Annotated in this window: 19 protein-coding genes and 2 pseudogenes; 15 read left to right on the forward strand and 6 right to left on the reverse strand. The window is 55.1% G+C overall.

The features are described from left to right. Window positions 1–116: 116 nt before the first annotated feature. The gene (gene larA / locus BQ5462_RS07200) at window positions 117–1,394 is read right to left on the reverse strand and encodes a nickel-dependent lactate racemase (RefSeq protein WP_071142682.1); all 1,278 of its coding nucleotides are present in this window, start codon (window positions 1,392–1,394) and stop codon (window positions 117–119) included. Between the two features lie 180 nt (window positions 1,395–1,574). Between larA and BQ5462_RS11260 the strand changes: the two genes are divergently transcribed. Together BQ5462_RS11260 and thrS are read left to right on the forward strand one after the other, a co-directional pair. Next, window positions 1,575–1,727 (forward strand): hypothetical protein, encoded by a 153-nt coding sequence (locus BQ5462_RS11260; RefSeq protein ID WP_159429681.1) that lies wholly within the window; start codon window positions 1,575–1,577, stop codon window positions 1,725–1,727. A gap of 337 nt (window positions 1,728–2,064) precedes the next feature. Further along, the gene (gene thrS, locus BQ5462_RS07205; protein ID WP_071142683.1) at window positions 2,065–3,975 is read left to right on the forward strand and encodes a threonine--tRNA ligase; all 1,911 of its coding nucleotides are present in this window, start codon (window positions 2,065–2,067) and stop codon (window positions 3,973–3,975) included. 804 nt (window positions 3,976–4,779) lie between these two features. On the opposite strand, the gene BQ5462_RS07210 is transcribed toward thrS, so the two are convergent. Next, on the reverse strand, window positions 4,780–6,243 hold the full coding sequence (locus BQ5462_RS07210) for an SGNH/GDSL hydrolase family protein (RefSeq protein ID WP_235819601.1): 1,464 nt from the start codon (window positions 6,241–6,243) through the stop codon (window positions 4,780–4,782). 398 nt (window positions 6,244–6,641) lie between these two features. Between BQ5462_RS07210 and BQ5462_RS07215 the strand changes: the two genes are divergently transcribed. The 5 genes and pseudogenes from BQ5462_RS07215 to BQ5462_RS10930 all read left to right on the forward strand — a co-directional run. After that, a complete protein-coding gene (locus tag BQ5462_RS07215; protein ID WP_205407971.1) occupies window positions 6,642–7,367 on the forward strand; it encodes an amino acid ABC transporter ATP-binding protein in 726 nt (241 codons plus the stop codon). Between the two features lie 61 nt (window positions 7,368–7,428). After that, the gene (locus BQ5462_RS07220) at window positions 7,429–8,307 is read left to right on the forward strand and encodes a transporter substrate-binding domain-containing protein (protein ID WP_071142685.1); all 879 of its coding nucleotides are present in this window, start codon (window positions 7,429–7,431) and stop codon (window positions 8,305–8,307) included. Between the two features lie 84 nt (window positions 8,308–8,391). Next, window positions 8,392–9,087, forward strand: a complete 696-nt coding sequence (locus BQ5462_RS07225) for an amino acid ABC transporter permease (RefSeq protein ID WP_071142686.1) — start codon at window positions 8,392–8,394, stop codon at window positions 9,085–9,087. Window positions 9,088–9,101: 14 nt separating this feature from the next. Further along, window positions 9,102–9,884 (forward strand): amino acid ABC transporter permease, encoded by a 783-nt coding sequence (locus BQ5462_RS07230; protein WP_071142687.1) that lies wholly within the window; start codon window positions 9,102–9,104, stop codon window positions 9,882–9,884. Window positions 9,885–10,073: 189 nt separating this feature from the next. After that, window positions 10,074–10,169 (forward strand): annotated as a pseudogene (locus tag BQ5462_RS10930) (IS200/IS605 family transposase); the annotation flags it as partial. A gap of 14 nt (window positions 10,170–10,183) precedes the next feature. Here BQ5462_RS10930 and BQ5462_RS11705 read toward each other — a convergent pair. From BQ5462_RS11705 to BQ5462_RS07240, 3 genes and pseudogenes are all read right to left on the reverse strand, one after another. Next, window positions 10,184–10,534: pseudogene (locus tag BQ5462_RS11705) on the reverse strand (IS30 family transposase); the annotation flags it as partial. A gap of 180 nt (window positions 10,535–10,714) precedes the next feature. Then, window positions 10,715–12,046 carry an MATE family efflux transporter gene (locus tag BQ5462_RS07235; protein WP_071142688.1) on the reverse strand — a complete coding sequence of 444 codons (1,332 nt, stop codon included), beginning with the start codon at window positions 12,044–12,046 and terminating at the stop codon, window positions 10,715–10,717. Further along, window positions 12,046–13,407, reverse strand: coding sequence for an MATE family efflux transporter (locus tag BQ5462_RS07240; RefSeq protein WP_071142689.1), 1,362 nt, complete (start codon window positions 13,405–13,407; stop codon window positions 12,046–12,048). Before BQ5462_RS07240 ends, BQ5462_RS07235 begins: the two co-directional genes overlap by 1 nt. A gap of 706 nt (window positions 13,408–14,113) precedes the next feature. Between BQ5462_RS07240 and BQ5462_RS07250 the strand changes: the two genes are divergently transcribed. The 3 genes from BQ5462_RS07250 (at window position 14,114) to BQ5462_RS07260 (ending at window position 17,374) form a co-directional block, all read left to right on the forward strand. Continuing rightward, entirely contained in the window at window positions 14,114–15,580 is a 1,467-nt protein-coding gene (locus tag BQ5462_RS07250; RefSeq protein ID WP_071142691.1) for a C69 family dipeptidase, read from the forward strand. A 61-nt stretch (window positions 15,581–15,641) separates the two neighbouring features. Next, window positions 15,642–16,031, forward strand: a complete 390-nt coding sequence (locus BQ5462_RS07255) for an ArsR/SmtB family transcription factor (RefSeq protein WP_071142692.1) — start codon at window positions 15,642–15,644, stop codon at window positions 16,029–16,031. Beyond that, window positions 16,028–17,374: an MATE family efflux transporter gene (locus tag BQ5462_RS07260; RefSeq protein WP_071142693.1), complete on the forward strand. Its 1,347-nt coding sequence runs from the start codon at window positions 16,028–16,030 to the stop codon at window positions 17,372–17,374. The genes BQ5462_RS07255 and BQ5462_RS07260 overlap by 4 nt, the downstream gene beginning before the upstream one ends. Before the next feature lie 271 nt (window positions 17,375–17,645). On the opposite strand, the gene BQ5462_RS07265 is transcribed toward BQ5462_RS07260, so the two are convergent. Then, window positions 17,646–18,545, reverse strand: a complete 900-nt coding sequence (locus BQ5462_RS07265; protein WP_071142694.1) for an AraC family transcriptional regulator — start codon at window positions 18,543–18,545, stop codon at window positions 17,646–17,648. 261 nt (window positions 18,546–18,806) lie between these two features. On the opposite strand from BQ5462_RS07265, the gene BQ5462_RS07270 reads away from it, so the two are divergent. The 5 genes from BQ5462_RS07270 to BQ5462_RS07290 all read left to right on the forward strand — a co-directional run bounded on the left by BQ5462_RS07270 (window position 18,807) and on the right by BQ5462_RS07290 (window position 24,581). Further along, entirely contained in the window at window positions 18,807–20,216 is a 1,410-nt protein-coding gene (locus tag BQ5462_RS07270; RefSeq protein ID WP_071142695.1) for an alanine/glycine:cation symporter family protein, read from the forward strand. Between the two features lie 23 nt (window positions 20,217–20,239). Then, on the forward strand, window positions 20,240–21,388 hold the full coding sequence (locus tag BQ5462_RS07275; protein ID WP_071142696.1) for an amidohydrolase: 1,149 nt from the start codon (window positions 20,240–20,242) through the stop codon (window positions 21,386–21,388). A 14-nt stretch (window positions 21,389–21,402) separates the two neighbouring features. Further along, window positions 21,403–22,599 carry a diaminopropionate ammonia-lyase gene (dpaL, locus tag BQ5462_RS07280; protein ID WP_071142697.1) on the forward strand — a complete coding sequence of 399 codons (1,197 nt, stop codon included), beginning with the start codon at window positions 21,403–21,405 and terminating at the stop codon, window positions 22,597–22,599. A 235-nt stretch (window positions 22,600–22,834) separates the two neighbouring features. Further along, on the forward strand, window positions 22,835–24,025 hold the full coding sequence (locus BQ5462_RS07285) for an oxygen-binding di-iron domain-containing protein (RefSeq protein WP_071142698.1): 1,191 nt from the start codon (window positions 22,835–22,837) through the stop codon (window positions 24,023–24,025). A 310-nt stretch (window positions 24,026–24,335) separates the two neighbouring features. Next, window positions 24,336–24,581, forward strand: a complete 246-nt coding sequence (locus BQ5462_RS07290) for a hypothetical protein (RefSeq protein ID WP_071142699.1) — start codon at window positions 24,336–24,338, stop codon at window positions 24,579–24,581. The last annotated feature ends 16 nt before the right edge of the window (window positions 24,582–24,597 follow it).

Below are 24,597 nucleotides of genomic sequence, written 5' to 3' on the forward strand. Positions count from 1 at the left end.
AGATTTTTGGTCTAACAATTGGGGGTCAGCTCAGTTTCACAGCCTCTTTTGTCATGCGTCTCGTGACCCGTGACGGGCCGTCAGGCCCTCAAAGCAGGCGGGTCACCGACCCGCCCTTACTCTCTCACCACCACGCTGATCCCGTTGGGGATGCAGGTGAGCGATGCGTCTTCGCCTTTGATCTCCCGGGCCAGCTTGTAGGCCGTCGTGAGGTCTGGGGCGTACGTCATCTTCAGCCCTTCAATCAGGGTCTTCTGTTCCGGTTCCGCCACGAAGATCACCCGGTGCTTGCGGACGATCCGGGCCAGGATCTGGGATTCCCACTGGTCGGGGACGGTCTTTTCCTGGGGCGTGGCCAGGCACTTCTGGTAGGCGTCCTCGATGGTGGGGGCATCGGCAATGGTGTGGTAGAACGCCTCCCCGCCGCTGCCGTCACTGCAGCTGGCCAGCATGATGATCACGCCGCCTTCCTTCACCGTGGCTTCCGCTGCCGTCATGCCCTTCACGGCCTGGTAGGCGTTCTGGTCCAGGGGATAGCCCCCGTTGGTGGAAATTACGATGTCCGCCCAGGCCGGTTTCACGCACACGTAATCGGCGATGAAATCACAGCCGGCCCGGTGGGCCGTCAGGAAGTTCCCGGCAAAGGCCGCCACGGTCTTCTTGTTTTCGTCGATGACCACGTTACAGATAAACGCCAGGTGAGCCATTTCCGCAGCGGCCACCATATCCCTGTGCAGGGGATTGCCGTCCAGGATGCCGGAGCGGGCGTGGGGGTCGTCGATGAATTTGGAGCAGTGGTTGCCCATAACGGTAACGGCGTCCGCCACCCCGGGCAGCACGGATTTCCGCCCGCCGGAGAAACCGGCGAAGAAATGGGGTTCGATGAAGCCTTCGGCCACCAGAAGGGACGTATGTACGGCCGCCTTGTCGATGATGCAGTCCGGGCCGGAGGGCAGCACGCCGATCTTCATGTTCGTAGCCGGATTGTGGGCGTCGTGGATGATGATCTTGTCCTTGAATTCGTCATACAGGGCGTCGCCCAGTTTTTCTTTCAGTTCGCTGACACTGGTGGGACGGTGGAACCCGGTGGCCACCAGCAGCTTGATGTCGATACTTGGGTTGCCCCGGCGCAGCTCCTCGATCATGGCCGGCAGGATATCCCGGCTGGGCACAGGGCGGGTGTGGTCGGAGATGATGATGACGCAGTCCGGTTTACCCTGGGCCAGTTCACTGAGCCGGGGAGAGTCGATGGGGTGTTCCAGGGCCCGGCGGACGATATCCCGGCCGTCGCCGCTGCTCTTTAATTCGCCGATGCGGCTGGTGAGCACGGGCGTAGCGTCCGGTACCTCCAGGTCCAGAGTGGTCCGGGCGTAGAAAAACTTCACGGTCTTCATAAACGATCCCTTCCTTTTCAATAAATACAGGCTATTGCAAACTTTCTTATTATTCTACCATAGGAGAAGGGGCGTGGCAAACGGGGAGGCCTGCCCAGGTATCTGCCCCTCGACTCTTGCCAGAATTCTTATACTTGTTATATAATGACTAAAACAACTGCACGAAAGGAGCGTCCGCTCATGAACGATATGGAACAACTGGCCTGGGACATGGCCGTGGACTGGAAGGAAAAAGGGTATAAGGACCGGGAATCCTATGCGGCTGACCTGTATCAGCTGATTGAGGAAGAACAGCAGCGGTACGAGCACATGGAGGCCCAGGAAGAATATTGATTTTTTTTCAGGGAACCCTTGACAGATTTCCCTGCAGTGCTATAATGAAAACAATTTCAAAAACCAATGGTGATGACAAGGACAACCTGTCAGGGTCACGATACAGAGAAGCCCGGTAGCTGAGAAGGGCGTGGAAACAAATGGCAGTCAACCACCTTTGAGCCATCTGCTGAATCAAGTAGGCAAGATCGTAACCCCTGCGTTAAAGGGAACCGAGAGGATCCGGTACAGCCGGATCAATAAGGGTGGAACCGCGAGCTTATGGCCCGTCCCTGTGAGGGACGGGTCTTTTTTTATGCCGTCCTGATCTTGTTGGAACTTTAAGGAGGAAATAGTTATGAGCAACATCAAAGTCAGCCTGCCTGATGGCAGCGTCAGAGAATTCGAAGCCGGCATCAGCCTGCACGACATTGCCAAGAGCCTGAACCAGAAGCTGGGCAAACAAGCCCTGCTGGCCAAAGTGGACGGCGAAAACAAGGATCTGGTGGATACCCTGGATCATGATGCCAAGGTGGAATTCATCACCCCGGACAGCGAGGAAGGCCTGCATGCCATCCGTCATACCGCTTCCCATGTGATGGCCCAGGCCATCCAGCACCTGTTCCCCGGCACCAAATTCGCCATCGGACCGGCCATTGAAAAAGGCTTCTACTATGACCTGGACAGCGACCACGTGTTCACGCCGGAAGATCTGCGGGCCATTGAAAAAGAAATGAACAAGATCATCAAAGCCAACTATCCGCTGGTCCGCAAGGAACTGTCCCGGGCAGAGGCTCTGGCCGAATTCAAAGCTGCTGATCAGCCCTACAAGGTGGAACTGATTGAAGACCTGCCGGAAGATGCTGTGATCAGCACCTACACCCAGGGCGATTTCACCGACCTGTGCGCCGGTCCGCACTGCCCGTCCACCGGCCGTGTGAAAGCCTTCAAACTGATGAGCATTGCCGGTGCCTACTGGCGGGGTGATGAACACAACAAGATGCTGCAGCGGATCTATGGTACGGCTTTCGCCAGCAAAGAAGACCTGGAAGCATACCTGCACATGATGGAAGAAGCTGAAAAACGGGATCACCGGAAACTGGGCAAACAGCTGGGCCTGTTCATGCTCAGCGATTATGGCCCTGGCTTCCCCTTCTTCCTGCCCAACGGCATGATCATCCGGAATACCCTGATCGATTACTGGAGAGAAGTCCATCGCAAATACGGCTACCAGGAAGTCATGACCCCCATGATCATGAACCGGCAGCTGTGGGAAACCTCCGGCCACTGGGATCACTACAAGGAAAACATGTACTTCACCAAAATCGACGGTGAAGATTACGCCATCAAACCCATGAACTGCCCCGGCGGTATGCTGGTTTACGCCAACGAACCTCACTCCTACAAGGAACTGCCTCTGCGGGTGGGCGAACTGGGCCTGGTCCATCGTCATGAACTGTCCGGCGCCCTGCATGGCCTGTTCCGTGTCCGCTGCTTCACCCAGGATGATGCCCACATCTTCATGATGCCCAACCAGATCGAAGATGTGATCCAGGAAACCATCCGTCTGTTCGACGAAGTATACGCCACCTTCGGCCTGACCTACCATGCAGAACTGTCCACCCGTCCGGACAACTCCATGGGCGATGATGCTACGTGGGAAATGACCACCAACGCCCTGCGCAAGGCCATGGACGATTTCGGCCTGAAATACAGCATCAACGAAGGCGACGGCGCCTTCTACGGCCCGAAGATCGACTTCCATCTGAAGGATTCCATCGGCCGGACCTGGCAGTGCGGCACCATCCAGCTGGATATGCTGCTGCCGGAGAAATTCAACCTGACCTACACCGGGGAAGATGGCCAGAAACATCGTCCTGTGATGATCCATCGCGTGGTGTACGGATCCATTGAACGGTTCATCGGGATCTTGATCGAAAACTATGCCGGTGCTTTCCCGGCCTGGCTGGCTCCTGAACAGGTCCGGGTAATGCCCATCACGGACAAGTTCAACGACTACGCCAAGAAGATCGTGGATCAGCTGGAAGCCGTGAAAATCCGTGCTCATCTGGATGACCGGAACGAAAAGATCGGCTACAAGATCCGTGAAGCCCAGGTCAAGAAAGTTCCGTACATGCTGGTTGTGGGCGAAAAAGAAGTGGAAAGCGGTACGGTTTCCGTCCGCAGCCGGGACAATGGGGAACAGGGTGCCATGCCTGTTGCTGACTTCATTGCCAAACTGCAGGATGAAATCAAGAACCGGAAATAAGGTTCCAGACAGGAGGCGCTGTGAAAAAATCATCCACAGCGCCTTTATTTCGCCAGCGTCAGCTGGCTTCCATCGGCTAGTGACTAGAGACTAGTGACGGGGTTGTGAAAAAGCATTTTTTCACAACCCCTTTTTTCGTGGTCGGTACAGCAATCCGGGCCCAGTCTGCAGAGGGGGGGAGCGAACCCACCACCGTTGCGCCGGGGCGCAACGGTCCCCCGCCCTTGAAAAGGGCGGATAGGTAAGCAAGAAGCCCTGCGAACCCAAGAACACAGACAATCAGCAACGCGTGCAAACGACAACAGGAATATCCGCTCTTGAAAAGGGGGATGGTTAAGCAAGAAGTCCTGCGAACCCAAGAAAACAGACAATCAGCAACGCGGGTCAAACGACAACAGGAGTATCCGCCCTTTATAAGGGCGGGGGACCATGCGGATGCATGGTGGTGGGTTCCGTACTGCACCCTGTCCAGAGTTCGTACTGTACGATTCCTCCAGAGCCTGCCCGTCAGGGAAAACTTTTCCAGGCTCATTGGGCCTGCTGTTGGGCATAATACACCAGCTGCACCTGTTCTCCCGGCTGGTACAGTTCCCCGGGTCCGGGGATGGAGGTAGATTTCCCGGGGGGTTCCGATCTGTTCAATGGACCCTTTCCGCATGACGATGATCATAAAAAATCTCCTATCCCCATTTGCATTGTTCTTTCTATTCATTGTAGAAAGAAAATGTAAAAGAGGGATAGGAGGCATGTAAAAAATGGAGCACTGTTTGTAAAATCTTTGTGCAGGCGACAGGACTGTCCGATTTAATCGTCGTCGATGTCGTCCGTACCCGTGCTCCCTTCATTCGGTTCCTGGTTCGCCTCACTGGCCGCTTCCTGGATCTTTTGCAGGATGCCGTTCCACTGGCTGCTGATGGCTGCTGCCATCAGGCGTTTGCCCCGGAAGTTCAGATGGAGCCCGTCCAGGGCGTACCGGGTGGGCAGGTCCCGGGTTTCATCGAACTGGGTCCCCAGGTCGATGTACCAGGGCAGACTGCGAATCCATTGGTTGACCTTGGCCAGTTCTTCTTTCCAGCCTTCGGCGGTGGGTTCGTCGAAGGCTTTTTTGATGTTGGCCGGGTTTACCGGCGGCAGGGTCATGAAAATGGGGATGATGCCGTTATCTTCACACTTCTGCTGGATGCCCTTGAGGTCGCTGATCACACTTTCGCCGCTGGTCCAGCCCCGGAGACTGTTGCTGCCGGTCATGATGATCAGATAGGTGGGATGGAAGGGTACCACATCCTTGTCGAATCGGGCCAGGGTGGCTTCGCTGGTGTCGCCGCTTTCTGCCAGGTTTACGCTGTCAAAGGGCAGGTAATACTGGTAGCTGTAGGAAAAATCGCTGGGAGAATAGGAAAGATCGCCGCCACCATGGGAGATGCTGTCTCCCAGGGTGGCCACCTGCCAGTTGTCTTCCGGGTTGCAACGCATGGGCTGGGGCGGGCAGAACTGGCCCACCGGATTGCCCTTGTCGTCCATGGCCCGCACCCGCCAGTACATGGTATAGGGAGCGGTGTGGGATTCATTATCGTACCAGTCAAAACCGGTGGATTTGCCCCGCTCCAGCAGCTGGTCCTCTTCTGCTTCCTTTACAGGGGAGACCTTGTTGGTGTTCAGCACTTCCACCTCATAATTGCGGATGCCGTGGAGGGGCACCCAGTTGTACACCGGATACAGCAGGGTGGTGCCGTTTCCGCTGTTGAATTTGCTGATGGGCTCCGGGTACAGGGCCTGCTTGTGATCCGGGTCCACATATACGGTTTCCACAGCAGAGGGAGCGGAGATGGGTTGTTCCTCCAGGTTGAAGGACTGGATCCGGACCTTCACATCTCCCCGGGTGTCCCGGGGCAGACCCAGGTTATATCCGGCTACGTAGGTCCGTTCGGCGGGCAGGGCCGTCCCATTGGGCAGGGTGACCGTTACATTGTAGTACACGGTGCCCAGGATGGGTTTCCAGCGCAGGGTGGAGGTGCAGGTGGCCGGGTTGGACCGGGTGTAGTGGGTGGTGAACTGGGGTACCGGCAGGCGGTGAAGAATGGGCGATTTTGTCCGGGCATTGTTCGAAGTTTTCATAGCCGGAGAGGCAGCAACCGGTACGGTGCCTGCCCCCGAAACGGTCGGTACCGGTTTGGGTGCAGGCAGGGGAGCAGCGGCCCAGGCAGCCGAAGAAGCGGCCAGAGTGAGGAGCAGGGAAAGACGGATGGTATGGGAAACAAGCAATTTCATGGTAATGGATTCCTTCTTTATCTAAGATCGTTGTCTTCCTATTGTAACACAGAATGAGGAGAAACGTTACAGGGCACCGGGGGCAGGGACGTTGGACGGGAGAAAAGGAGCTGCCAGGGGATTCTGGAAGTGCTGATTCCGAACATAATAAAGTTAATAAATTATATTATCCATATCATACCGAACTGCACACCATATTGTATACAGTATAATCCAGTCTGTACAGTTCAATTTGTTACAAATCAGCTACAATTTAAACATTAAATTGTGAACTATCTGTGAACCGATTTACCTGGACTGCATTTCGAGTATAATCGTATTTGTTCGAAGTAATACGAACTGTATAAACAAAAATCGTTATAATGATTGCAAATCAAACGAAAGCAGGGATGGCTATGATGATTAAACTGGAACACGTCAACAAATACTTTGGCAACAACCACGTATTGAAAGACGTCAACCTGGAAGTGAAAGAAGGAGAGAAGCTGGTCATCATCGGGCCATCGGGTTCAGGGAAATCCACCACCGTACGGTGCATGAATTTCCTGGAGGAACCTACGGACGGGCATGTGTACATCAATGGTACGGAATTGACCCGAAAGAATCGGACCCAGGTGATCCGTGACAATCTGTCCATGGTATTCCAGCAGTTCAATCTGTACCCGCATATGACGGTGTTGCAGAACCTGACGCTGGCACCCATGAAACTCCGTCACAAGAGTAAGGAAGACGCGGAAAAGACCGCCTACCATTATCTGGAAGTGGTTGGGCTGCGGCACAAAGCCAATGTATATCCCACCACCTTATCCGGCGGGCAGCAGCAGCGGATCGCCATTGCCAGAGCCCTGTGCGACGAAAGCAAGATCATCCTTTTCGATGAACCCACTTCCGCACTGGACCCGGAGACCATCCAGGAAGTGCTGGATGTGATGATCAAGCTGGCCAAAGAGGGAAACATCACCATGGTGGTGGTCACCCACGAAATGGGGTTCGCCCGGCAGGTGGCCGACCGGATCATCTTCATGGAAGATGGCCAGATCATCGACGAGGGGACCCCGGATCACTTCTTCGTGAACCCCACCAACGAACGGGTGAAGAAGTTCTTAAGCAAGATTATCCGCTGAAAACCAGCCAGCGATAATCATAGAGCAAGGAAGCAAGGCAGCAAATGAGGGAGGAATTATCATGAAAAAATGGAGCAAACTGAGCAAGATCCTGACTTTGGGCGTAACGGTCCTGATGGCCGCTTCCATCTTTGCAGGCTGCGGAGATGAGAAGAAGAGCGCCGACAGTGGTAAATCCTCCAACGTGGCGGAAGATGTAGCCGCCATCAAGAAACGTGGGGTATTGAGAGTAGGCGTCAAGAACGTCACCAAAGGGTTCGGCTACCAGGATCCTGCCACCGGCAAGTTCAGCGGCCTGGAAGTGGACCTGAGCGAAGCCCTGGCCAAGAAATTGGGCGTGGATGTGGAATATACGCCGGTTACGGCTGCCACCCGTACGGCACTTCTGGACAGCGGTGATATCGACATGGTGGCCGCAACCTTCACCATCACCCCGGAACGGAAAAATTCCTGGGATTTCACCACTCCCTATTATACGGACCATGTCGGGGTCCTGGTTGAAAAGGCCAGCGGCCTGAAGACCCTGGCCGACCTGAAAGGCAAAGTGGTGGGCGTATCCTCCGGATCCACCTCCGCCAAAGCTCTGGTCAAGGCCATGATCGATGCGAAGATCATCGACGGCGAAGGGTTCGATCCCAAGACCTTCGATGCAGCCACCTGGAACAAAGGCGTTAGCTTCAAGCAATACGCTGATTACCCGGCCATTTCCACGGCACTGACCTCCGGCGAAGTCCAGGCGTTCTGCGTCGATAAATCCATCCTGGCCATCTACTGCACGGATGATCGGACCTTCCTGAAGGAACAGTTCGCACCCCAGGAATACGGCCTGGCCACCAAGAAGGGTTCCGGCATGAGCAAGGTTGCCGAAGAAGCCGTCCAGGGCTGGCTGAAAGATGGCACCATCAAGAAACTGGAAGCCAAGTACGGGCTTGATAAATAACAGATTGGTTCGAAGGAAGCGGCAATCCTCCATCCGACAGCGACGATGAAGCGATTGCCCTTCCCTTTCATAGGAGGCAATATTATGGGCGGGTTATTTTCAGAAAAGGCGTGGGCCATTGTCCTGGCTCACAAAGCAAACTTCATCCAGGGCTTTGGGGTAACACTGGAAAGTGCCATCGGGGGCATCCTGATCGCGCTGGTCCTGGGCGTCCTGCTGGGGCTCATGGGAGTCAGCACCAGGAAGCTGCCCCGTACCATCAACCGGATTTACGTAGAAGCCATCCAGAATACGCCGCTCATCCTGCAGCTGTGTCTTCTGTATTATGCATGTTCCTTCTCCGGTCATAAAATCGGGATCCTGACAGCCGGCATCGTTGCCCTGGGGATCTACCACGGCGCCTACATGGCAGAAGTGATCCGGGCGGGCATCGAAGCCGTGCCCAGAGGCCAGTTCGAAGCGGCCGATGCACAGGGCTTTGATTACACCCAGAAAATGGCGTACATCATCCTGCCCCAGACCATCAAGATCATCCTGCCCCCCAGTGTGAACCAGGTGGGCAACCTGATCAAGAACACGGCGGTGCTGTACATCATCGGCGGCGCCGACCTGATTTCTTCCACCTACAACTTCGTGACCGGGGCCACCACCGGCGGCGCTTATGCACCGGCCTATATCGTATGCGGGGTCCTGTTCTTCGTGATGTGTTTCCCGCTGTCCACCCTGGCCGGCAAATGGGAAGCCAAATTGAAGGCCCAGGATGAAATGATGAATGCCTGAGGAGGGAATGACTTATGAATACACTGGCTGGCAGTTTTGCCTTACTGAAAAATCCTGCGATCATGTCCTTCATGCTGAAGGGCGTCCTGTTTACCGTGGTGCTGGCCGTGGTTGCCGTCAGCGCCAGCCTGGGGGTGGCCTCGGTGCTGGCCCTGGTACGGAATTACTGCACCAAACCGGCAGAACGGCTGCTGCGGTGGGCTGCCACGGCCTACATCGAACTGTTCCGGAACACTCCGCTGCTGTTCTGGATCTTCATCGGCACCGTGTTCTTCCCGGCACCCCATCTGGGCCGGCTGTTCGGGCTCAGCAGCGTGGAGACCAAGCTGCTGTTCAAATGCACCATTGCCCTGACCATTTTTGAAAGCGCCATCATCGCGGAAATCATCCGCGGCGGGCTGAACGCCATCAGCAAAGGCCAGTTCGAAGCGGGGTATGCCCAGGGCTTCAACATGGTCCAGGTGATGTGGTACATCATCCTGCCCCAGGCCTTCCGGAAGATTGTTCCCACCCTGATGAGCCAGGTGATCACCATCATCAAGGATACCTCCTTCATGGCCAATGTGGCCACCATCGAACTTATGGCCAGGGTCAACAAGGTGCTGGGCGGCGCCGCCATGTACAACGGCACCGGCACCATCAACGTCTCCGATGTATTCGTCCTGTTCGGATTCGCAGCCCTGGTGTACTTCGTGATCAACTACACCCTGAGCTGTGTGGTCCGCCACATGCAGGCCAATCTCCAGCGGGAGGCAGAACCGGTTGTGGTACCGGAAGTGGCGACCAGCGAAGTGTGAAAGAACCAGTGAAGAGTAAAAAGAAAAACGGGTCGGCGTGAGTGCCGGCCCGTTTTTTGTGTTCTTTTGAAAACCACGCCATAGTGGCGTGGCTCCGGAAAGCTTATAGCTATGAAAAAAACTCCCAATGTAGTACGCTGCAATTGACCTGTCAGTCATGCAAAGTAAAACATTAGGAGGTGCACTACAATGCCAAGTGGGCAAAGCAATGTTAACCATAGTTTAGCACACACAAGATGGAATTGTAAGTATCATATTGTGTTTGCTCCAAAGTATCGGAGAAAAAGTCAAGTCCATATCTTGCCCACCACAGTATCCGCTTCCCAGTGGCCACGGACGGAACGGTTCGCTGCACTGGCAGGACGCTCTTCGATGGGGTGCGATATGACGAACTTGCCACGATGTTCTTCGCTGCCTTTCTTGTGATGCCGTTTCCCGTGATGCCGTAGTTTCCGAAGTACGAACTTCGCTGAAGCTTCTGGCGGGTTCAGCAGTCCTGCGTGGATAGCGCGGTAGATCGTCGGAATGCTGACGAGACGGCAACCATGCTCCAACTGGATCCGTCCGACAATCTCCTCTGGCGACCAGTGGTACTCCACGATACAGGTTTGGATGTAAGCGTGCAGTGGCGCATAGGCTCTCCTTTTGTTATAGGTAGTTCTTTTCAAACACCATTATAGCAAAGAAGTCTATGTGTCATTTTAATTTGGTTGTCTAGGAGCTGTTGCACTTAGATTGTAAATCCATCACGATAGCTGCTCATCTTAGAGAAGAAGGAATTTATCCGGCGCGGTGGAGTAAGGACGGTGTACATGGCTTTCGGGCCGCCGTCACGGGCCTGTGATTACCTTGCGGTAAATGACAAGGGAAATGATCGCAGTAATCGCTTCCGTGATCCAAAACGCATTCCAGACGCCAACCGCTCCGAAAAACCTGCTGAGTAAAAATGCAGCCGGGATGATGACCACTACATACCGGCAAAGGGAAATCAGTAAGGAGGGAGTTCCTTTCCCAAGTCCCTCCAATGCGCCGGAAGATGTAACAGAAATCGCCGAGACGATAAACCCGGCCCCGATGATGCGTAAGGCGGTTTCCCCGGCCTGAATCGTCGCTTTTGTGTGGGTAAACAGCCCCATCAACTGTCCGGGGATCAGCAGACATATTACTGTCCCAAACACCATAATGATGCCACTCATGCACAAAACGATCTGATAAATCTGGCTGACCCGTTTGTGCTCCCTCGCGCCGTAGTTATAGCCAATCAGGGGGCGCATCCCCTGCACAATGCCATTCGCTGGCAGATAGATAAAGGTCTGCAATTTGTAATAGATTCCTAAAACCAGAATATACACTTCGGAATATGCCGCCAAAATCGCATTGAGCGCCGAAATCAAAAGAGACGGAAGCGCAAGATTCAGGGTTGCGGGAATGCCGATGGAGTATAGCTTTATTACCATCTTTTTGCTGGGCAGAATGTACTGCCTGCGGATATGCACGCGAATTGGCCACACAAGATAGACTACAAGGTAAATCGCAAGCGTCAGAGTCTGCCCGATGCCGGTTGCCAGTGCAGCGCCTTCGATTCCCATTTCCGGGAATAGGCCATAGCCAAAAATCAGAACGGGATCTAAGACAATGTTTGTGATGCACCCGCATATCAGGCTTATCATGGTCGTTTTCATGTTTCCTACTGCCTGGAACAATTTCTCAAACGCCATGCTGACGGTAACAATGAATGTAAAGGCGAACGCAACGACAGAATAGCGGACGCCAAGTTCAATGACCGCTTCGGATGAAGTGAACATCTGCAGGAAAACCGGCATGATCGTAATACAGCAGACTGTCATAACAACGCCATGAATCACGGCAAGCACAAGTCCCTGTGTGGCGGCCTGATCCGCTTTTTCATGATCCCCAGCGCCCAAATGAAAGGCGATTACGGCGTTGATTCCAACGCCAAATCCAATTCCAACAGCATTGATAAAATTTTGAACCGGGTAAACCAGTGATAACGCCGTGATAGCTTCCTCGCTAATCTGTGCGACGAAAAAGCTGTCGATAATGTTGTATAGAGAATTAACCAGCATGGATAAAACCATAGGCAGGGTCATGGATAAAATCAGTGGTAATATCGGTTTTTCTTTCATGAAAGTGTCATTCATCATTTTCCTCCTTGGAATACCTTGTGAGATATTTTGCGGCGATGCCATGCCATCATCACAAGCGCAACGAGCAAAGTGGCGGTTTCAGCAACCGGAAATGCAAGCCAGATCCCGTTCAGATGGAACAATCTGTCCAGACACCACAAGGCGGGAACAAGGAAAAGCATCTGCCTGCATAATTGGATTGTCATGCTGAAGCCTACTTTTTCTGTGGCCTGAAAATAGGTGGAAATCATGGTGGAAAGGCCGCAAAACAGATAGCTTGCCGCCATCATCCGCATAGCGGATATTCCAAAGGAGCGCATGGCTTCCGACGCCGTAAATAATCCCAAAAGCTGCGCCGGAAAGAGGATGACGGCCAATGTTCCCAGTATCATCATACCGGAGACCAAAGCGGTTCCGTAGCGGAAAGCAGAGTGCAGCCTATCTCTGTTTCCCGCACCGTAGTTAAACCGCATAATAGGAAGACAGCCCTGGATCAGCCCGTTGACCGTCATGACAATCAACTGCTGCACCTTAAAATACGCACCGAAGAAAGCGATTGCCGTATCGGAATAGGCGACCAGAAAAAAGTTTACAAAAGTCACCATAAAAGAACTAAGGGCATTCATAATAAAAGACGGCAGTCCAAGGGTGAAAATACGGCCAATCAGCCACTTTTGCAAATGAAATCCTTTGATCTTTATCCGCACTTTCTGCTTTTTGCCCAGCAGCAAGGCAAATGCTAAAATCATGGATAACAAATAGCCCGCAACAGTAGCCACCGCAGCGCCACGGATTCCCATAGCCGGAAAACCACCAATACCAAAAATTAGGAGTGGATCGAATACAAAATTAACGACCACTCCTGCAATCTGGAACCACATAGGCGCAACCATGTTCCCAGTAGCCTGTATCATCTTCTGGATTGCGATATGCACCATGTTTGGAATTTGCATGAACGAACATACGCTCATATAGTCAAGACTCAACTGATAAATTTCTTCGTTATTGGTGAATGCCCCAAAGTAGGGTTTCATAATCAGTAATGACAGAAGATTGAGCAAAGCACCAATTCCAAAGGCCAGTAACAATCCATGTGTGACGGTAGTATTTGCCTCATTCTGCTTTCCCTGTCCAAGATACCCTGCAATCAGTACATTCACGCCAACGCCGATCCAGATAGATGTCGCATTCATCAAAGTTGTAATGGGAAACGACAGGGAAACCGCCGTCAAAGCATTTTCACTCAGACGCGCTACAAACGCGCTGTCTATCAGATTATAGGAATATTGCAGAAACATGGAAATCAGCGGCGGTATCGACATTTGCCAGATGAGTTTTCCAACGGGCGCAACCGCCATTTTGTTATTGGTCTGCATACTTTCCCTCTTCTCCATAAATTGTCCGAACAATATAGTTTTGTTTGCGTGCTGCGGGCTGACCGGCTTCCTGGGCCGGATAAATCCCTGCTTCCAGTACAGCGTCCAAAGCCTTGGAAGGGACAGATTCCGATTTATAAGCCCGTACACTACGGCACGTCTTGATAAGAGACAAAAAATTTTTTCCCATACAGATATAGTCCTCCATTCTGCTAATACTTCCGAGATACAGGCAACAAAAAAGCCACACAACTATCACAAGATAGCTGTGTGGCAAAAAGATGATCGAATCCGGAAAAGCCCACTAAAATTTTACGTTTATTATTATAGCGAACTTGAAGGAGTCTGTCAAGCATCAATCTTCTTGAGTTTTCGCTGCCTTATTCACGAAACTCTAGTAAAGTTTATGTAAGAATTCGTACAGATTTGTAAATTCCTGTCAGATTTGTAAAATCTTTGCCAAATTCTGTTTTCATTGCATTCCTCCGGTTAGCTTGGTATAATATGAGTAAACAATCATACAGCAGGAAAGGGCCTGCAAGGGAGGGCTTACCACCATGAAACAGCACAAATTCTGGGCCTGGGCAACCGTCTTTGCCTTTGCCATGACCATGTTCACCGGTATGAAACGGAAATAAGCACAGGGGGTGTGAAAACAACAGTTTCACAGCTCCTTTTTTATTTGGAAAGAAAGGAAGAAAAAATCATGCCTTGCACAACCTTGCTTGTGGGAAAAAATGCATCCTACGATGGCTCTACCCTGATGGCCCGGAACGAGGATTCTCCCTCCGGCCAGTTCACCCCGAAGAAATTCATCGTGGTGAAGCCTGAGGACCAGCCCCGGCACTACAAAAGCGTCCTTTCCAAGGTGGAAATCGACCTGCCGGACAACCCGCTGCGCTACACGGCCATGCCCAATGCCCAGAATAACGAGGGCATCTGGGGCGAATGCGGCATCAACGCGGCTAACGTGGCCATGACGGAAACGGAAACCATCACCACCAACCACCGGGTGCTGGGCGCCGACCCGCTGGTGCCCGGGGGCATCGGAGAAGAGGATCTGCTGACCATCGTCCTGCCTTATATCCGCTCTGCCCGGGAAGGGGTACTGCGGCTGGGGGCACTTTTGGAACAGTACGGCACCTACGAAATGAACGGCATCGGCTTCCAGGATGTGAACGAGATCTGGTGGCTGGAAAGCATCGGCGGCCACCACTGGATTGCTAAAAAGGTCCCCGACGACGAAGTGGTGGTCATGCCCAACCAGCAGGGCATCGACTTCTTCGACCTGGTGGATGCCTTCGGCTCCAAGAAGGAACACCTGTGCTCCGCCGACCTGCTGGACTTCATCCGGAATAACCACCTGGACCTGACCCCAGACGATGACCGGGAAGGGGGCCTGGAAGAAGACCGGAGTTTTGACTGCCGCAGTGCCTTCGGCAGCCACGACGATGCGGACCATACCTACAACACACCCCGGGCCTGGTACATGCTGAAATGCCTGGCACCGTTCACGTTCCACTGGGATGCTCCAGACGCACCCTTCAAGCCGGAAGATGACGACCTGCCCTGGTCCCTGCCCCCTGACCGGAAGGTGACTGTGGAAGATGTGAAATACATCCTCAGCAGCCATTACCAGGGCACGCCCTACGATCCCTACGGCCACAAGGGGGATCCCAGCCTGCGGGGCAAGTACCGTCCCATCGGCATCAACCGGACCAACTTCCTGGGTCTGACCCAGATCCGGCCCTATGTGCCCGAGGACCGGCGTGCCCTCATGTGGGTGGCGGAAGGCTGCAATGTGTTCAACGTGATGGCGCCCTTCTACACCAACGTGGACAGGACCCCGGCCTACCTGGCGGAAACCGGCGAGCTGCCCGACACCAGTCAGTTCTATTGGGCCAACCGGCTCATCGGGGCCCTGGCGGACGCCCATTTTGCCAAAACTTCTAATAGTATCGAACGGTACCAGAACGCTGTGGGCGGCAGGGCCCATGCCCTTGTGAAAGCCGGGGATGACGGAAAGGCGGAAGGCCCTGTGACCGCCTATCTGGAAGGGTGCAACGAAAAAATGGCGGCCATGCTCCAGGAAGAGACCCGGAAGGTGCTGGGCCAGGTGCTGTACGAAGCCAGCAATGGCATGAAAAACGGCTTTGCCCGGTCCGATGCATAAATCTGCGTAATCTATGGTATAATAAAGGGTACAAACAAACCACCATACGGGAGGGATTTCCATGTCTGTGGAACCTGTTTTACCCCACAACCACGGAGAAAATATCAACGTCGTCTTACAGGATCTGCCGAAGAATGCCGATTTTTCGGCGGTTTCCACCCTGTTCAGCAGCCTGGCCGATGCCAACCGGATCAAACTGTTCTGGTTCCTGTGCCATATGGAAGAGTGTGTGATCAACCTGTCCGCCCTGATGCAGATGAGCAGCCCGGCCTTGAGCCACCATCTGAAGATCCTGCGGGAAAAGGGGCTGATCACCAGCCGCCGGGCCGGGAAAGAAATGTACTATAAAGCTGCCAATACGGAAGAAGTGCGGTTGCTGCACCATATGATCGAACTCCTGATCGACATCACCTGTCCGGAAAAGGAACAGGGGGAGAAAGCGGAACCATGACCCGTACGGCTGCAAAAAAGGAAGGCAGTCTGTGGCAACAGATCGGTGCCTTCTGCCTTCCTTATTTATGTTCCTGCTTCTTACAGACCTTATACGGCATGGCCGACCTGTTCATCATCGGCCAGTTCGAAGGGGCCGGCAGCATCACCGCCGTTTCCATTGGCAGCCAGGTGATGCACATGGTCACCGTGATGATCGTGGGCCTGGCCATGGGCACCACTGTGCACATCGGGCGCAGCATCGGTGCGGCCCGGCGGGACCTGGCGGCGAAATTCACCGGCAATACCATCACCCTGTTTTTGGGCGGGTCCCTGGTGCTGGCGGCGCTGCTGGTGGGATTGGTGGACCACGTGGTGGGCTGGATGGATACACCGCTGGAGGCCGTGCAGGGGACCCGGGATTACCTGACCCTCTGCTACCTGGGTATCCCGTTCATTACGGCTTACAACGTCATCAGCTCCATTTTCCGGGGCATGGGGAATTCCCGCACCCCCATGTATTTCGTGGCCGTGGCCTGTGTGGCGAACATCCTCCTGGACTACCTGTTCATGGGGGCGTTCCATATGGGGCCCGCCGGGGCGGCTCTGGGCACAGTGCTCAGCCAGGCCATCAGCGTCATCATCTCGGTGTGGATGGTGCGGAAGCATAATCTGGAGATCCCGCTTACCCGGGCGGACTTGAAGCCCTGCGGGGACATCCTTAAAAAGATCCTGCGGGTGGGGGTGCCCATTTCCGTCCAGGACGGGTTCATCCAGATTTCCTTCTTGGTGATCACCGTCATCGTCAACGCCCGTGGGGTGGTGGATGCCGCGGCTGTGGGCATCGTGGAAAAGTTCATCAGCTTCGTGTTCATGGTGCCCAGTGCCATGCTGGCCACCGTGTCGGCCCTGGGAGCCATCCGCATCGGCGCCGGAAAGCCTCAGCAGGCTGTGGAGATCCTGCATGCCGGGCTGGAGACTGTGGTGATCTACGGGGTGGTGCTGGCCCTGCTCATCCAGTTCTGCGCCTATGGGGTGGTGGGTCTCTTTACCACCGAACCTGCGGTGATTGCCGCCGGGGGACCCTATTTGAAGGGGTACATCCTGGACACCCTTTTCGCCGGCATCCATTTCTGCTTCAGCGGCTATTTCACTGCCAACGGAAGGTCCGAGATCTCCTTTTTGCATAACATCACATCCACTGTGTGCGCCAGGATCCCCCTGGCCTACCTGGCTTCCCGGACTTTTCCCCATACCCTGCTGCCCATGGGCCTGGCCACTGCCAGCGGTTCCCTGGTCAGCGTGGCCATCTGCCTGGTGGCCTACAGGGTGTTGAAGCCGCGGTTTGTAGGGGCGGGTCGGTGACCCGCCTGCGCAAGGGGGACCAGACAATGGAAGTCTCGAGTTTCGAGCCGAAGAAGAAAATCTGCCCTTTTGGGGGCGGATTTTGTTGAATAAGGAAAACATTGCTAACAAACAGTCCTTCACGCGACGGCTGTGACGAACAGGAACAGCCTAGTCCTGGGGAAAAGGGAAGGGGGACCAGCCGAATGGCTGGTGGATGGGTTTTTACATCGTACATTCGGCTAGTGAACCGTACCGGCCGCAAGGCCCGCTTAGCAGAAAACAGGGACCCTCACGGATGTGAAGGTCCCTGTTTCCTATATGCCCTCGGCGTACACCCGAACTGCCTGCCAAACGCTTCTATATAATAACTGGCGCTCTGGAATCCGCAGTTGTACGCGATTTCGCTGATACTCTGGTCCGTGGTGGTCAGCAGCCGGATGCTCTGCTCCAGCCGCAGCTCCCGCAGGTAATTGAAGATGGTCTCGCCGGTGAACCGCTTGAAGATCCGGCAGCATTCACCCTCGGTATAGGCCGCTGCTCCGGCCACCTGGGCCAGGGTGATCTTTTCGCTGTAATGGGCCGTCAGGTAGCCCAGAATCCGCTGGGCCACGGCGTTGGCCTGGGAACGGTGCCGCACCACAGGTACATCGGGCCGGTGCCGCAGTACTTCCCCAAAAATCTCATACAGCCGGGCTGTGATGAATAATTCCCAGCCCGGTTTTTTCTGCTCGCTTTCCCGGTAGATTTCCCGGATGCGCTGGAGCAGGGCGGCCTGCCAGGGTTCTTTCCGGTAGAGCGGCACCTCCACCAGGGCCGGATCGTCCAGGGCGGGGAGTACGTATTTCTGTTCCAGCACACTGCCGGCGAAGCCGCACAGCAGCCGGGGATGGATGTCCAGGCAGATGTACGTGCTGTCCGGATCTGCAAGGGGACGGGCCATATGCAGGTAGCCGCTGTTGATGAAGATCCCGTCGCCGGTATGGAGTTCATACGTGTTCTCGTTCACGGAAAACGTGACGGCGCCCCGGGTGACGCAGCAGAACTGCAGCTCCTCGTGCCAGTGCAGCCGGGTGTAGCCCAGCACATTATGGCTCAGCATGGAATGATAGACAGCCATGGGAAAGCCTACGGTCCCATGGCGGGTGGATTCCCGGTTGGAAGCATCCACAGGGATTGTAGGGATTTGCATGAAGATAACCTCCTTTGTTCCTAATTATACCCATAAAAAATAAAAACGCAATTGTGTTATACTTTTTCACAATGGCCCGATAGAATTCCATTTCAGATTTTCTTATAATAAAACCATGAAAACGCAAGGGCGGATCAGTATTCCACCCGCCACATCGGTTTAGTTTTCACACCGCAAGATATCACTCAATTCTGAACAGTGCGCAGATTCCGGAATTGCAGAATGACTGGTATCGCCATTTTCAATAAGGGGGAGTCTATTATGGAAATCGTACGCCAACTGAACGGCATTTTCTGGGGCTGGCTGGTGGCCGGCATCCTGCTGTGCACCGGTCTGTTCTTTACCTTACGCCTGCATTTTCCGCAGATCCGCTATTTCACCCGGTTGTTCGGCAACCTGCTCTGCAGCATGCGCAGCGATTCGAAGGAACCGGGTGGTGTATCGGGCTTCGGTGCCCTGTGTGCGGCCGTGGGTGGCCAGGTGGGTACCGGTTCCCTGGTGGGGGTGGCCACGGCTCTGGCTTCCGGCGGTCCGGGTGCCATTTTCTGGATGTGGATGACCGCCATCCTGGGTATGCCCATCAGCTTCGCCGAAGCGGTCCTGGCCCAGCTGTTCCGGGTGAAGAATCCGGACGGTACCTATCGGGGCGGCCCGGCCTATTATATGGAAATGGGGCTGCACTGCAAACCCCTGGCTATCCTGTACTCCATCAGCATCCTGGTGGGCATCGGCTTCTTCTACTGCATGATCCAGAGCAACTCCATCTCGGTGGCCCTGACGGGTGTAGCGCCGGTGTCGCCTCTGTTTGCGGGTATCCTGCTGCTGATTTTGGTGGCTCTCGTCATCTTCGGTGGCATTAAACGGCTGTCTGAAGTGGCGTCCTACATCGTACCGTTCATGGCTTTGGGGTATCTCCTGATGGCCATCTACGTAATGATCGCCCACGCCGGCATGATCCCCGCCATGCTCGAACAGATCTTTACCTGTGCATTCACCGGGAAGGCGGCGGTGGGCGGTGTGGCCGGCTACACCGTGAAACAGGCTTTCCGCTATGGTGTGGCCCGGGGGCTGTTCTCCAACGACGCCGGTAACGGCACGGCTCCCAGCATGCATGCCACGGCAGTGGTGCCCCATCCTGTAAACCAGGGCTTTGCCGCCATGCTGGGTACATTCATCACCACCATCATCATCTGCAGCTGCACCGCCTTCTGCATCCTGCTCAGCAACCAGCTGGGCAGCGGGGAAACGGGCATCGCCCTGACCCAGATGGCCTTTGAAAGCAACCTGGGCAGTATCGGCCGGTGGATTGTCTTCCTGGCCATGTTCCTGTTCGGTTTCACCACCCTGCTGGCCGATATCTACTATGGCGAAGTAAACCTGATGATCCTGGTGAAGCATCCGAAAGCGGTGACCGTGTACCGTCTGCTGTGCTGTGCTATCATCATCGCCGGCGCCATCGCTCCGGTACCGGTGGTGTGGGACCTGGTGGACTTTGCCAGCGCGTTCATGGTATTCTTCAATGTCATCGCACTGGTGGGCCTGTCCCGCTATGTGGTCTACGCCCTGAAAGATTACGCAAGGCAGTGGAACTACAGAAAGAATGACAACAACCGTCCTGTCTGGGATTTTACCCACCAGATCGGGCCTGATGATCTCAAAGAACAGAATTGAAAGAACAAAAGGAGGAGATTTCCATGGATTTCAAAGAACAACTGACGACCTGGCGTCATTATCTGCATCAGCACCCGGAAACGGCCTTTGAGGAACACGTGGCACCGCGCCTGGTGGCCGACGAAATGCGCAAGGCCGGTATCGACGTGGTGGAAGGCGTGGGCAAAACCGGCGTGGTGGGCACCCTGCGCTGTGGCGAAGGCAAGGGCTGCATTGGCATCCGGGCGGATATGGACGCCCTTCCCATCACGGAAAAAAGCACCCATGACCATGTATCCCTGAATCCGGGGAAAATGCACGGCTGCGGCCACGACGGTCATACCATCACCCTGTTGGGAGCGGCCCTGCTGCTGGCCAAAGAGAAAAACTTCAACGGCACCGTACGCTTCATCTTCCAGCCTGCAGAAGAACCGGGGCGGGGCGCCCAGGCCATGATCGACGACGGCCTGTTTGAGCGGTTCCCGGTGGACGAGATCTACGGCCTGCACAATGCGCCGTTCCTGCCGGCGGGAAAAATCGCTACCAGGGTAGGCGGCATGGCAGCCAGCGAGGATGACTTTGCCTTCACCATTACCGGCAAGGGCGGCCACGCTTCTTCTCCCCACGAAGGGAACGATCCGCTGGCCAGCTTTGCAGAAATCTACCTGGCCCTGCAGACCATCGTCAGCCGGAATGCGGCTCCCCAGCGGCCGGTGGTGGTTTCCTGCACGGAAATCGAGACGGACGGCGCCCACAATGCCATCCCCACCCATGTGACAGTGCGGGGGGACGCCCGGACCACCACACCCCGGGATCAGCAGCTGGTGGAAACCAGGATGCGGGACATTGTGGAAGGAGTCTGCAACATGAACCACGCCGGCTGTGAATTCAGCTACAGCCACGAATTCTTCCCGGTAGTGAACACGGAAGCCTGCGTGAAGACCGCGGTAAAAGCGGCCCAGGCCGTATTCGGCGAAGGCAATGTGGACGGCAGCTGTGAACCCTGGATGGCCTCGGAAGATTTCGCCGCCTTCCTGCAGCATGTACCCGGGTGCTTCCTGCTGCTGGGCAGCGGCCGACAGGCTACAGGCAATGTGAGCCTGCACCAGAACATTTTCGACTACAATGACGACGTACTGGAGCTGGGAGCCCGGTTTTGGGCCAAACTGGCCCAGCAGCGCCTGGCGAAATAAAGGAGGGAACCATCATGCAGGAAACCATCAAAATGGTGTCCCACAAACCTGCCGGCCACAGCCGGTGGGACGGAACGTTTACGAAAAAAGTGGCAGAAACCGCCCGGAACTTCCATCAGACCATCCCGGGCTATGCGCCCACGCCCCTGGCCGATCTGAAGGGCCTGGCCGGCACCCTGGGCATCGGCGCCCTGTACGTGAAGGACGAAAGCTACCGGTTCGGTCTGAACGCCTTCAAGGGCCTGGGTGGCAGTTTCTGCATCGCCAACTATCTGGCCCGGAAGCTGGGCCTTGCCATCGAAGACGTGACGTTCGCCAAATTGCAGGAACCGGCCGTCCACGAAAAGATCAAGGACCTGTGCTTCGTCACCGCCACCGACGGCAACCATGGCCGGGGCATTGCCTGGACCGCTCACTGCCTGGGGGTGAAGAGCAGGGTGTTCATGCCCAAAGGCAGCAGCCTGGAACGGCTCCACAACATCCAGGCCCTGGGCAGCGACGCCTGCATCACGGAATATAACTACGACGACACCGTGCGCCACGCCACGAAGGTGGCCGAGGAGAACGGCTGGCCCCTGGTGCAGGATACGGCCTGGCCGGGCTACGAAACCATTCCCTCCTGGATCATGCAGGGGTATACTACCATGGCTCTGGAAGCGGTGGAAGCCCTGCCGGAAGCGCCCACCCACGTGTTCCTGCAGGCCGGGGTAGGGGCCATGAGCGGTGCCGTGGCCGGGTTCCTGGCGGATTATTACGGCGATAAAAAGCCCGTGATCACCATCGTGGAACCCAACAAAGCCGACTGCATCTTCCATACGGCAGCTGCGAATGACGGCAAGCTGCATAACGTTACCGGCGACCTGCATACCATCATGGCTGGCCTGGCCTGCGGGGAACCCTGCACCATCGGCTGGGAGGAATTGGATGCCCATGCAGAACATTTCGCCAGCGTACCCGACTGGGTGGCGGCTAAGGGCATGCGGATTTTGGCCAACCCGGTGGAAGGGGACGACAGAGTGATTTCCGGCGAAAGCGGCGCCGCCACCACAGGGTTCGTGTGCGAACTGCTGCAGAACGAAAGCCTGGATCTGCTGCGGGCGCAACTGGGCCTCACAAAGGAATCCCGAATCCTGTGCTTCAGCACCGAAGGCGCCACCGACCGGGCCAATTACCGGAGGATCGTCTGGGACGGAGCGTGGAGCAGCGACTGAACCGCCCGCCCCCGGACGCCGGGTGTGCGATCGTAACGGATACAAACCCGTCCGAACGTGTTTTTCCATTCAACAAAATCCGCCCTTTTGGGGGCGGATTTTTTCCATCGGCTAGTGGCCCTTGTGGGTTCTTTCTCCGTTCCGTTGCTGCAACAACGGATTCCATGGCCAACCTGCGTTATCCTATACCCATGAAACAACGATAAAAAACATTCCGACAGGAGGTTGAAATATCATGGGTAAACTGGTGAAAAACAATGTGAAATGGGTGGGCTATCTGGACTGGGAACTGGAACAATTCCACGGCGATGAATATTCCGTGCTGCACGGCTCCAGCCAGAACGCCTATCTGATCCAGGAAGAAAAGAACGTACTGGTGGACACCGTCTGGCTGCCCCACCGTGATACCTTCGTGGAAAACCTGAAAAAGGAAATCGACCTGAAGAAAATCGACGCCATCGTGGTGAACCATGGCGAACAGGACCACAGCGGCTCCCTGGCCCGGCTGCTGGAAGAGATCCCCGGCACCCCGCTCTACTGCACCGCGGCTGCCGTCCAGAGCCTGGAAGGGCAGTACGGCAAACGGGGCTGGAACTTCCACGTGGTCCACACCGGTGACAGCCTGGATATCGGCAACGGCAAGAAGCTGATCTTCGTGGAAATGACCATGCTGCACTGGCCTGATTCCATGGCCACCTACCTGACCGGTGACAACATCCTGTTCTCCATGGATGCTTTCGGCCAGCACTATGCCGTGGAAGAGATGTTCAACGACACCGCCGACCAGGCCATCCTGGATCACGAAGCCATGAAATACTTCGCCAACATTCTGAACCCGTTTGCCCCGTTCGTCACCCGCAAACTGGCCGAAATCAGCAAGCTGAACCTGCCCATCGACATCATCGCTCCTGCCCACGGTGTCATCTGGCGGGACCATCCGGAACAAATCGTGGAAAAATACGCCAAATGGGCGGCTGCCTACCAGGAAGACCAGATTACCGTGGCCTATGACACCATGTGGAACGGCACCATGAAACTGGCCCACGCCATTGCCGACGAAATCCATCGCCAGGCCCCTGAAACGAAGGTGAAGGTGTACAACATCGCCCATACGGACAAGAACGAACTGATGCTGGAAGTGTTCAAATCCAAGGCCATCGCCGTAGGTTCTCCCACCTGCGTCAACGAAGTGCTGACCAGCGTGGCCGGCTGGCTGAACTTCCTGAAGACCCTGAAGTTCAGGAACAAGAAAGCCGCTGCCTTCGGCTGCTATGGCTGGAGCGGCGAAAGCGTGAAACTGCTGCAGGAACGCCTGAAGACCGCCGGCTTCAACGTAGTGGACGAAAGCGTAAGAAGCAAATGGAACCCCGGCGAAGAAGACTTCAACAAGGTGCCGGAGCTGGTACGGGCATTGCTGGGGAAGTGACTAGTGGTTAGATGAGCCATTTGGAATCGGATGTTCGATACAAAATCTGACAATCGAATTGTGATGTATGGTCCATAATCATCCGTAGGGGCTTGCCAGCGGCAAGCCCGCCCCCGAAACGTATCGTGCGACCGTAACGCACAGAGACTTCGCCCGAACGCCTCTTATATACACAAAACCCTGTCCTCAAATCGAGGGCGGGGTTTTCTCATTCCTATTGTCACTGTTCAAGTATTCCAGTACTATTTTTTTCTTAAATTCATAGCTGTGTTTTGCCATAAAAAATTGCCCCCCAATTGAAAAGAACACAATGGTACAATCAGAGCTCTACTACATTGGGCAGAAGACAGGGGAACCGGTGGCCAATCCGACGGTTGCGGAAATGAAAGCCATTGCAGAAAAGTATCATTTTCCAACAACGGCGGATCAGGATGTGCTGGGGCTTGCTTACACCTATGGTAAGGATGCTTTTGAGGAACAGAAAATGGAGCAGGCCCGGGCGGGCGGTTCACCGAATCGCTGCCTTCTACCTCTCTCCCCTCCGTTTCTGTTATAATGGACTCAAAACAGAA

The organism is Acidaminococcus timonensis (assembly GCF_900106585.1).
GTDB lineage: Bacteria > Bacillota > Negativicutes > Acidaminococcales > Acidaminococcaceae > Acidaminococcus > Acidaminococcus timonensis.

Bases quoted from the DNA above. Each gene is read 5' to 3' on its own strand.
- larA (WP_071142682.1), bottom strand. From the start codon at position 1,394: ATGAAGACCGTGAAGTTTTTCTACGCCCGGACCACTCTGGACCTGGAG.
- BQ5462_RS11260 (WP_159429681.1), top strand. From the start codon at position 1,575: ATGAACGATATGGAACAACTGGCCTGGGACATGGCCGTGGACTGGAAG.
- thrS (WP_071142683.1), top strand. From the start codon at position 2,065: ATGAGCAACATCAAAGTCAGCCTGCCTGATGGCAGCGTCAGAGAATTC.
- BQ5462_RS07210 (WP_235819601.1), bottom strand. From the start codon at position 6,243: ATGAAATTGCTTGTTTCCCATACCATCCGTCTTTCCCTGCTCCTCACT.
- BQ5462_RS07215 (WP_205407971.1), top strand. From the start codon at position 6,642: ATGATTAAACTGGAACACGTCAACAAATACTTTGGCAACAACCACGTA.
- BQ5462_RS07220 (WP_071142685.1), top strand. From the start codon at position 7,429: ATGAAAAAATGGAGCAAACTGAGCAAGATCCTGACTTTGGGCGTAACG.
- BQ5462_RS07225 (WP_071142686.1), top strand. From the start codon at position 8,392: ATGGGCGGGTTATTTTCAGAAAAGGCGTGGGCCATTGTCCTGGCTCAC.
- BQ5462_RS07230 (WP_071142687.1), top strand. From the start codon at position 9,102: ATGAATACACTGGCTGGCAGTTTTGCCTTACTGAAAAATCCTGCGATC.
- BQ5462_RS07235 (WP_071142688.1), bottom strand. From the start codon at position 12,046: ATGAATGACACTTTCATGAAAGAAAAACCGATATTACCACTGATTTTA.
- BQ5462_RS07240 (WP_071142689.1), bottom strand. From the start codon at position 13,407: ATGCAGACCAATAACAAAATGGCGGTTGCGCCCGTTGGAAAACTCATC.
- BQ5462_RS07250 (WP_071142691.1), top strand. From the start codon at position 14,114: ATGCCTTGCACAACCTTGCTTGTGGGAAAAAATGCATCCTACGATGGC.
- BQ5462_RS07255 (WP_071142692.1), top strand. From the start codon at position 15,642: ATGTCTGTGGAACCTGTTTTACCCCACAACCACGGAGAAAATATCAAC.
- BQ5462_RS07260 (WP_071142693.1), top strand. From the start codon at position 16,028: ATGACCCGTACGGCTGCAAAAAAGGAAGGCAGTCTGTGGCAACAGATC.
- BQ5462_RS07265 (WP_071142694.1), bottom strand. From the start codon at position 18,545: ATGCAAATCCCTACAATCCCTGTGGATGCTTCCAACCGGGAATCCACC.
- BQ5462_RS07270 (WP_071142695.1), top strand. From the start codon at position 18,807: ATGGAAATCGTACGCCAACTGAACGGCATTTTCTGGGGCTGGCTGGTG.
- BQ5462_RS07275 (WP_071142696.1), top strand. From the start codon at position 20,240: ATGGATTTCAAAGAACAACTGACGACCTGGCGTCATTATCTGCATCAG.
- dpaL (WP_071142697.1), top strand. From the start codon at position 21,403: ATGCAGGAAACCATCAAAATGGTGTCCCACAAACCTGCCGGCCACAGC.
- BQ5462_RS07285 (WP_071142698.1), top strand. From the start codon at position 22,835: ATGGGTAAACTGGTGAAAAACAATGTGAAATGGGTGGGCTATCTGGAC.
- BQ5462_RS07290 (WP_071142699.1), top strand. From the start codon at position 24,336: ATGGTACAATCAGAGCTCTACTACATTGGGCAGAAGACAGGGGAACCG.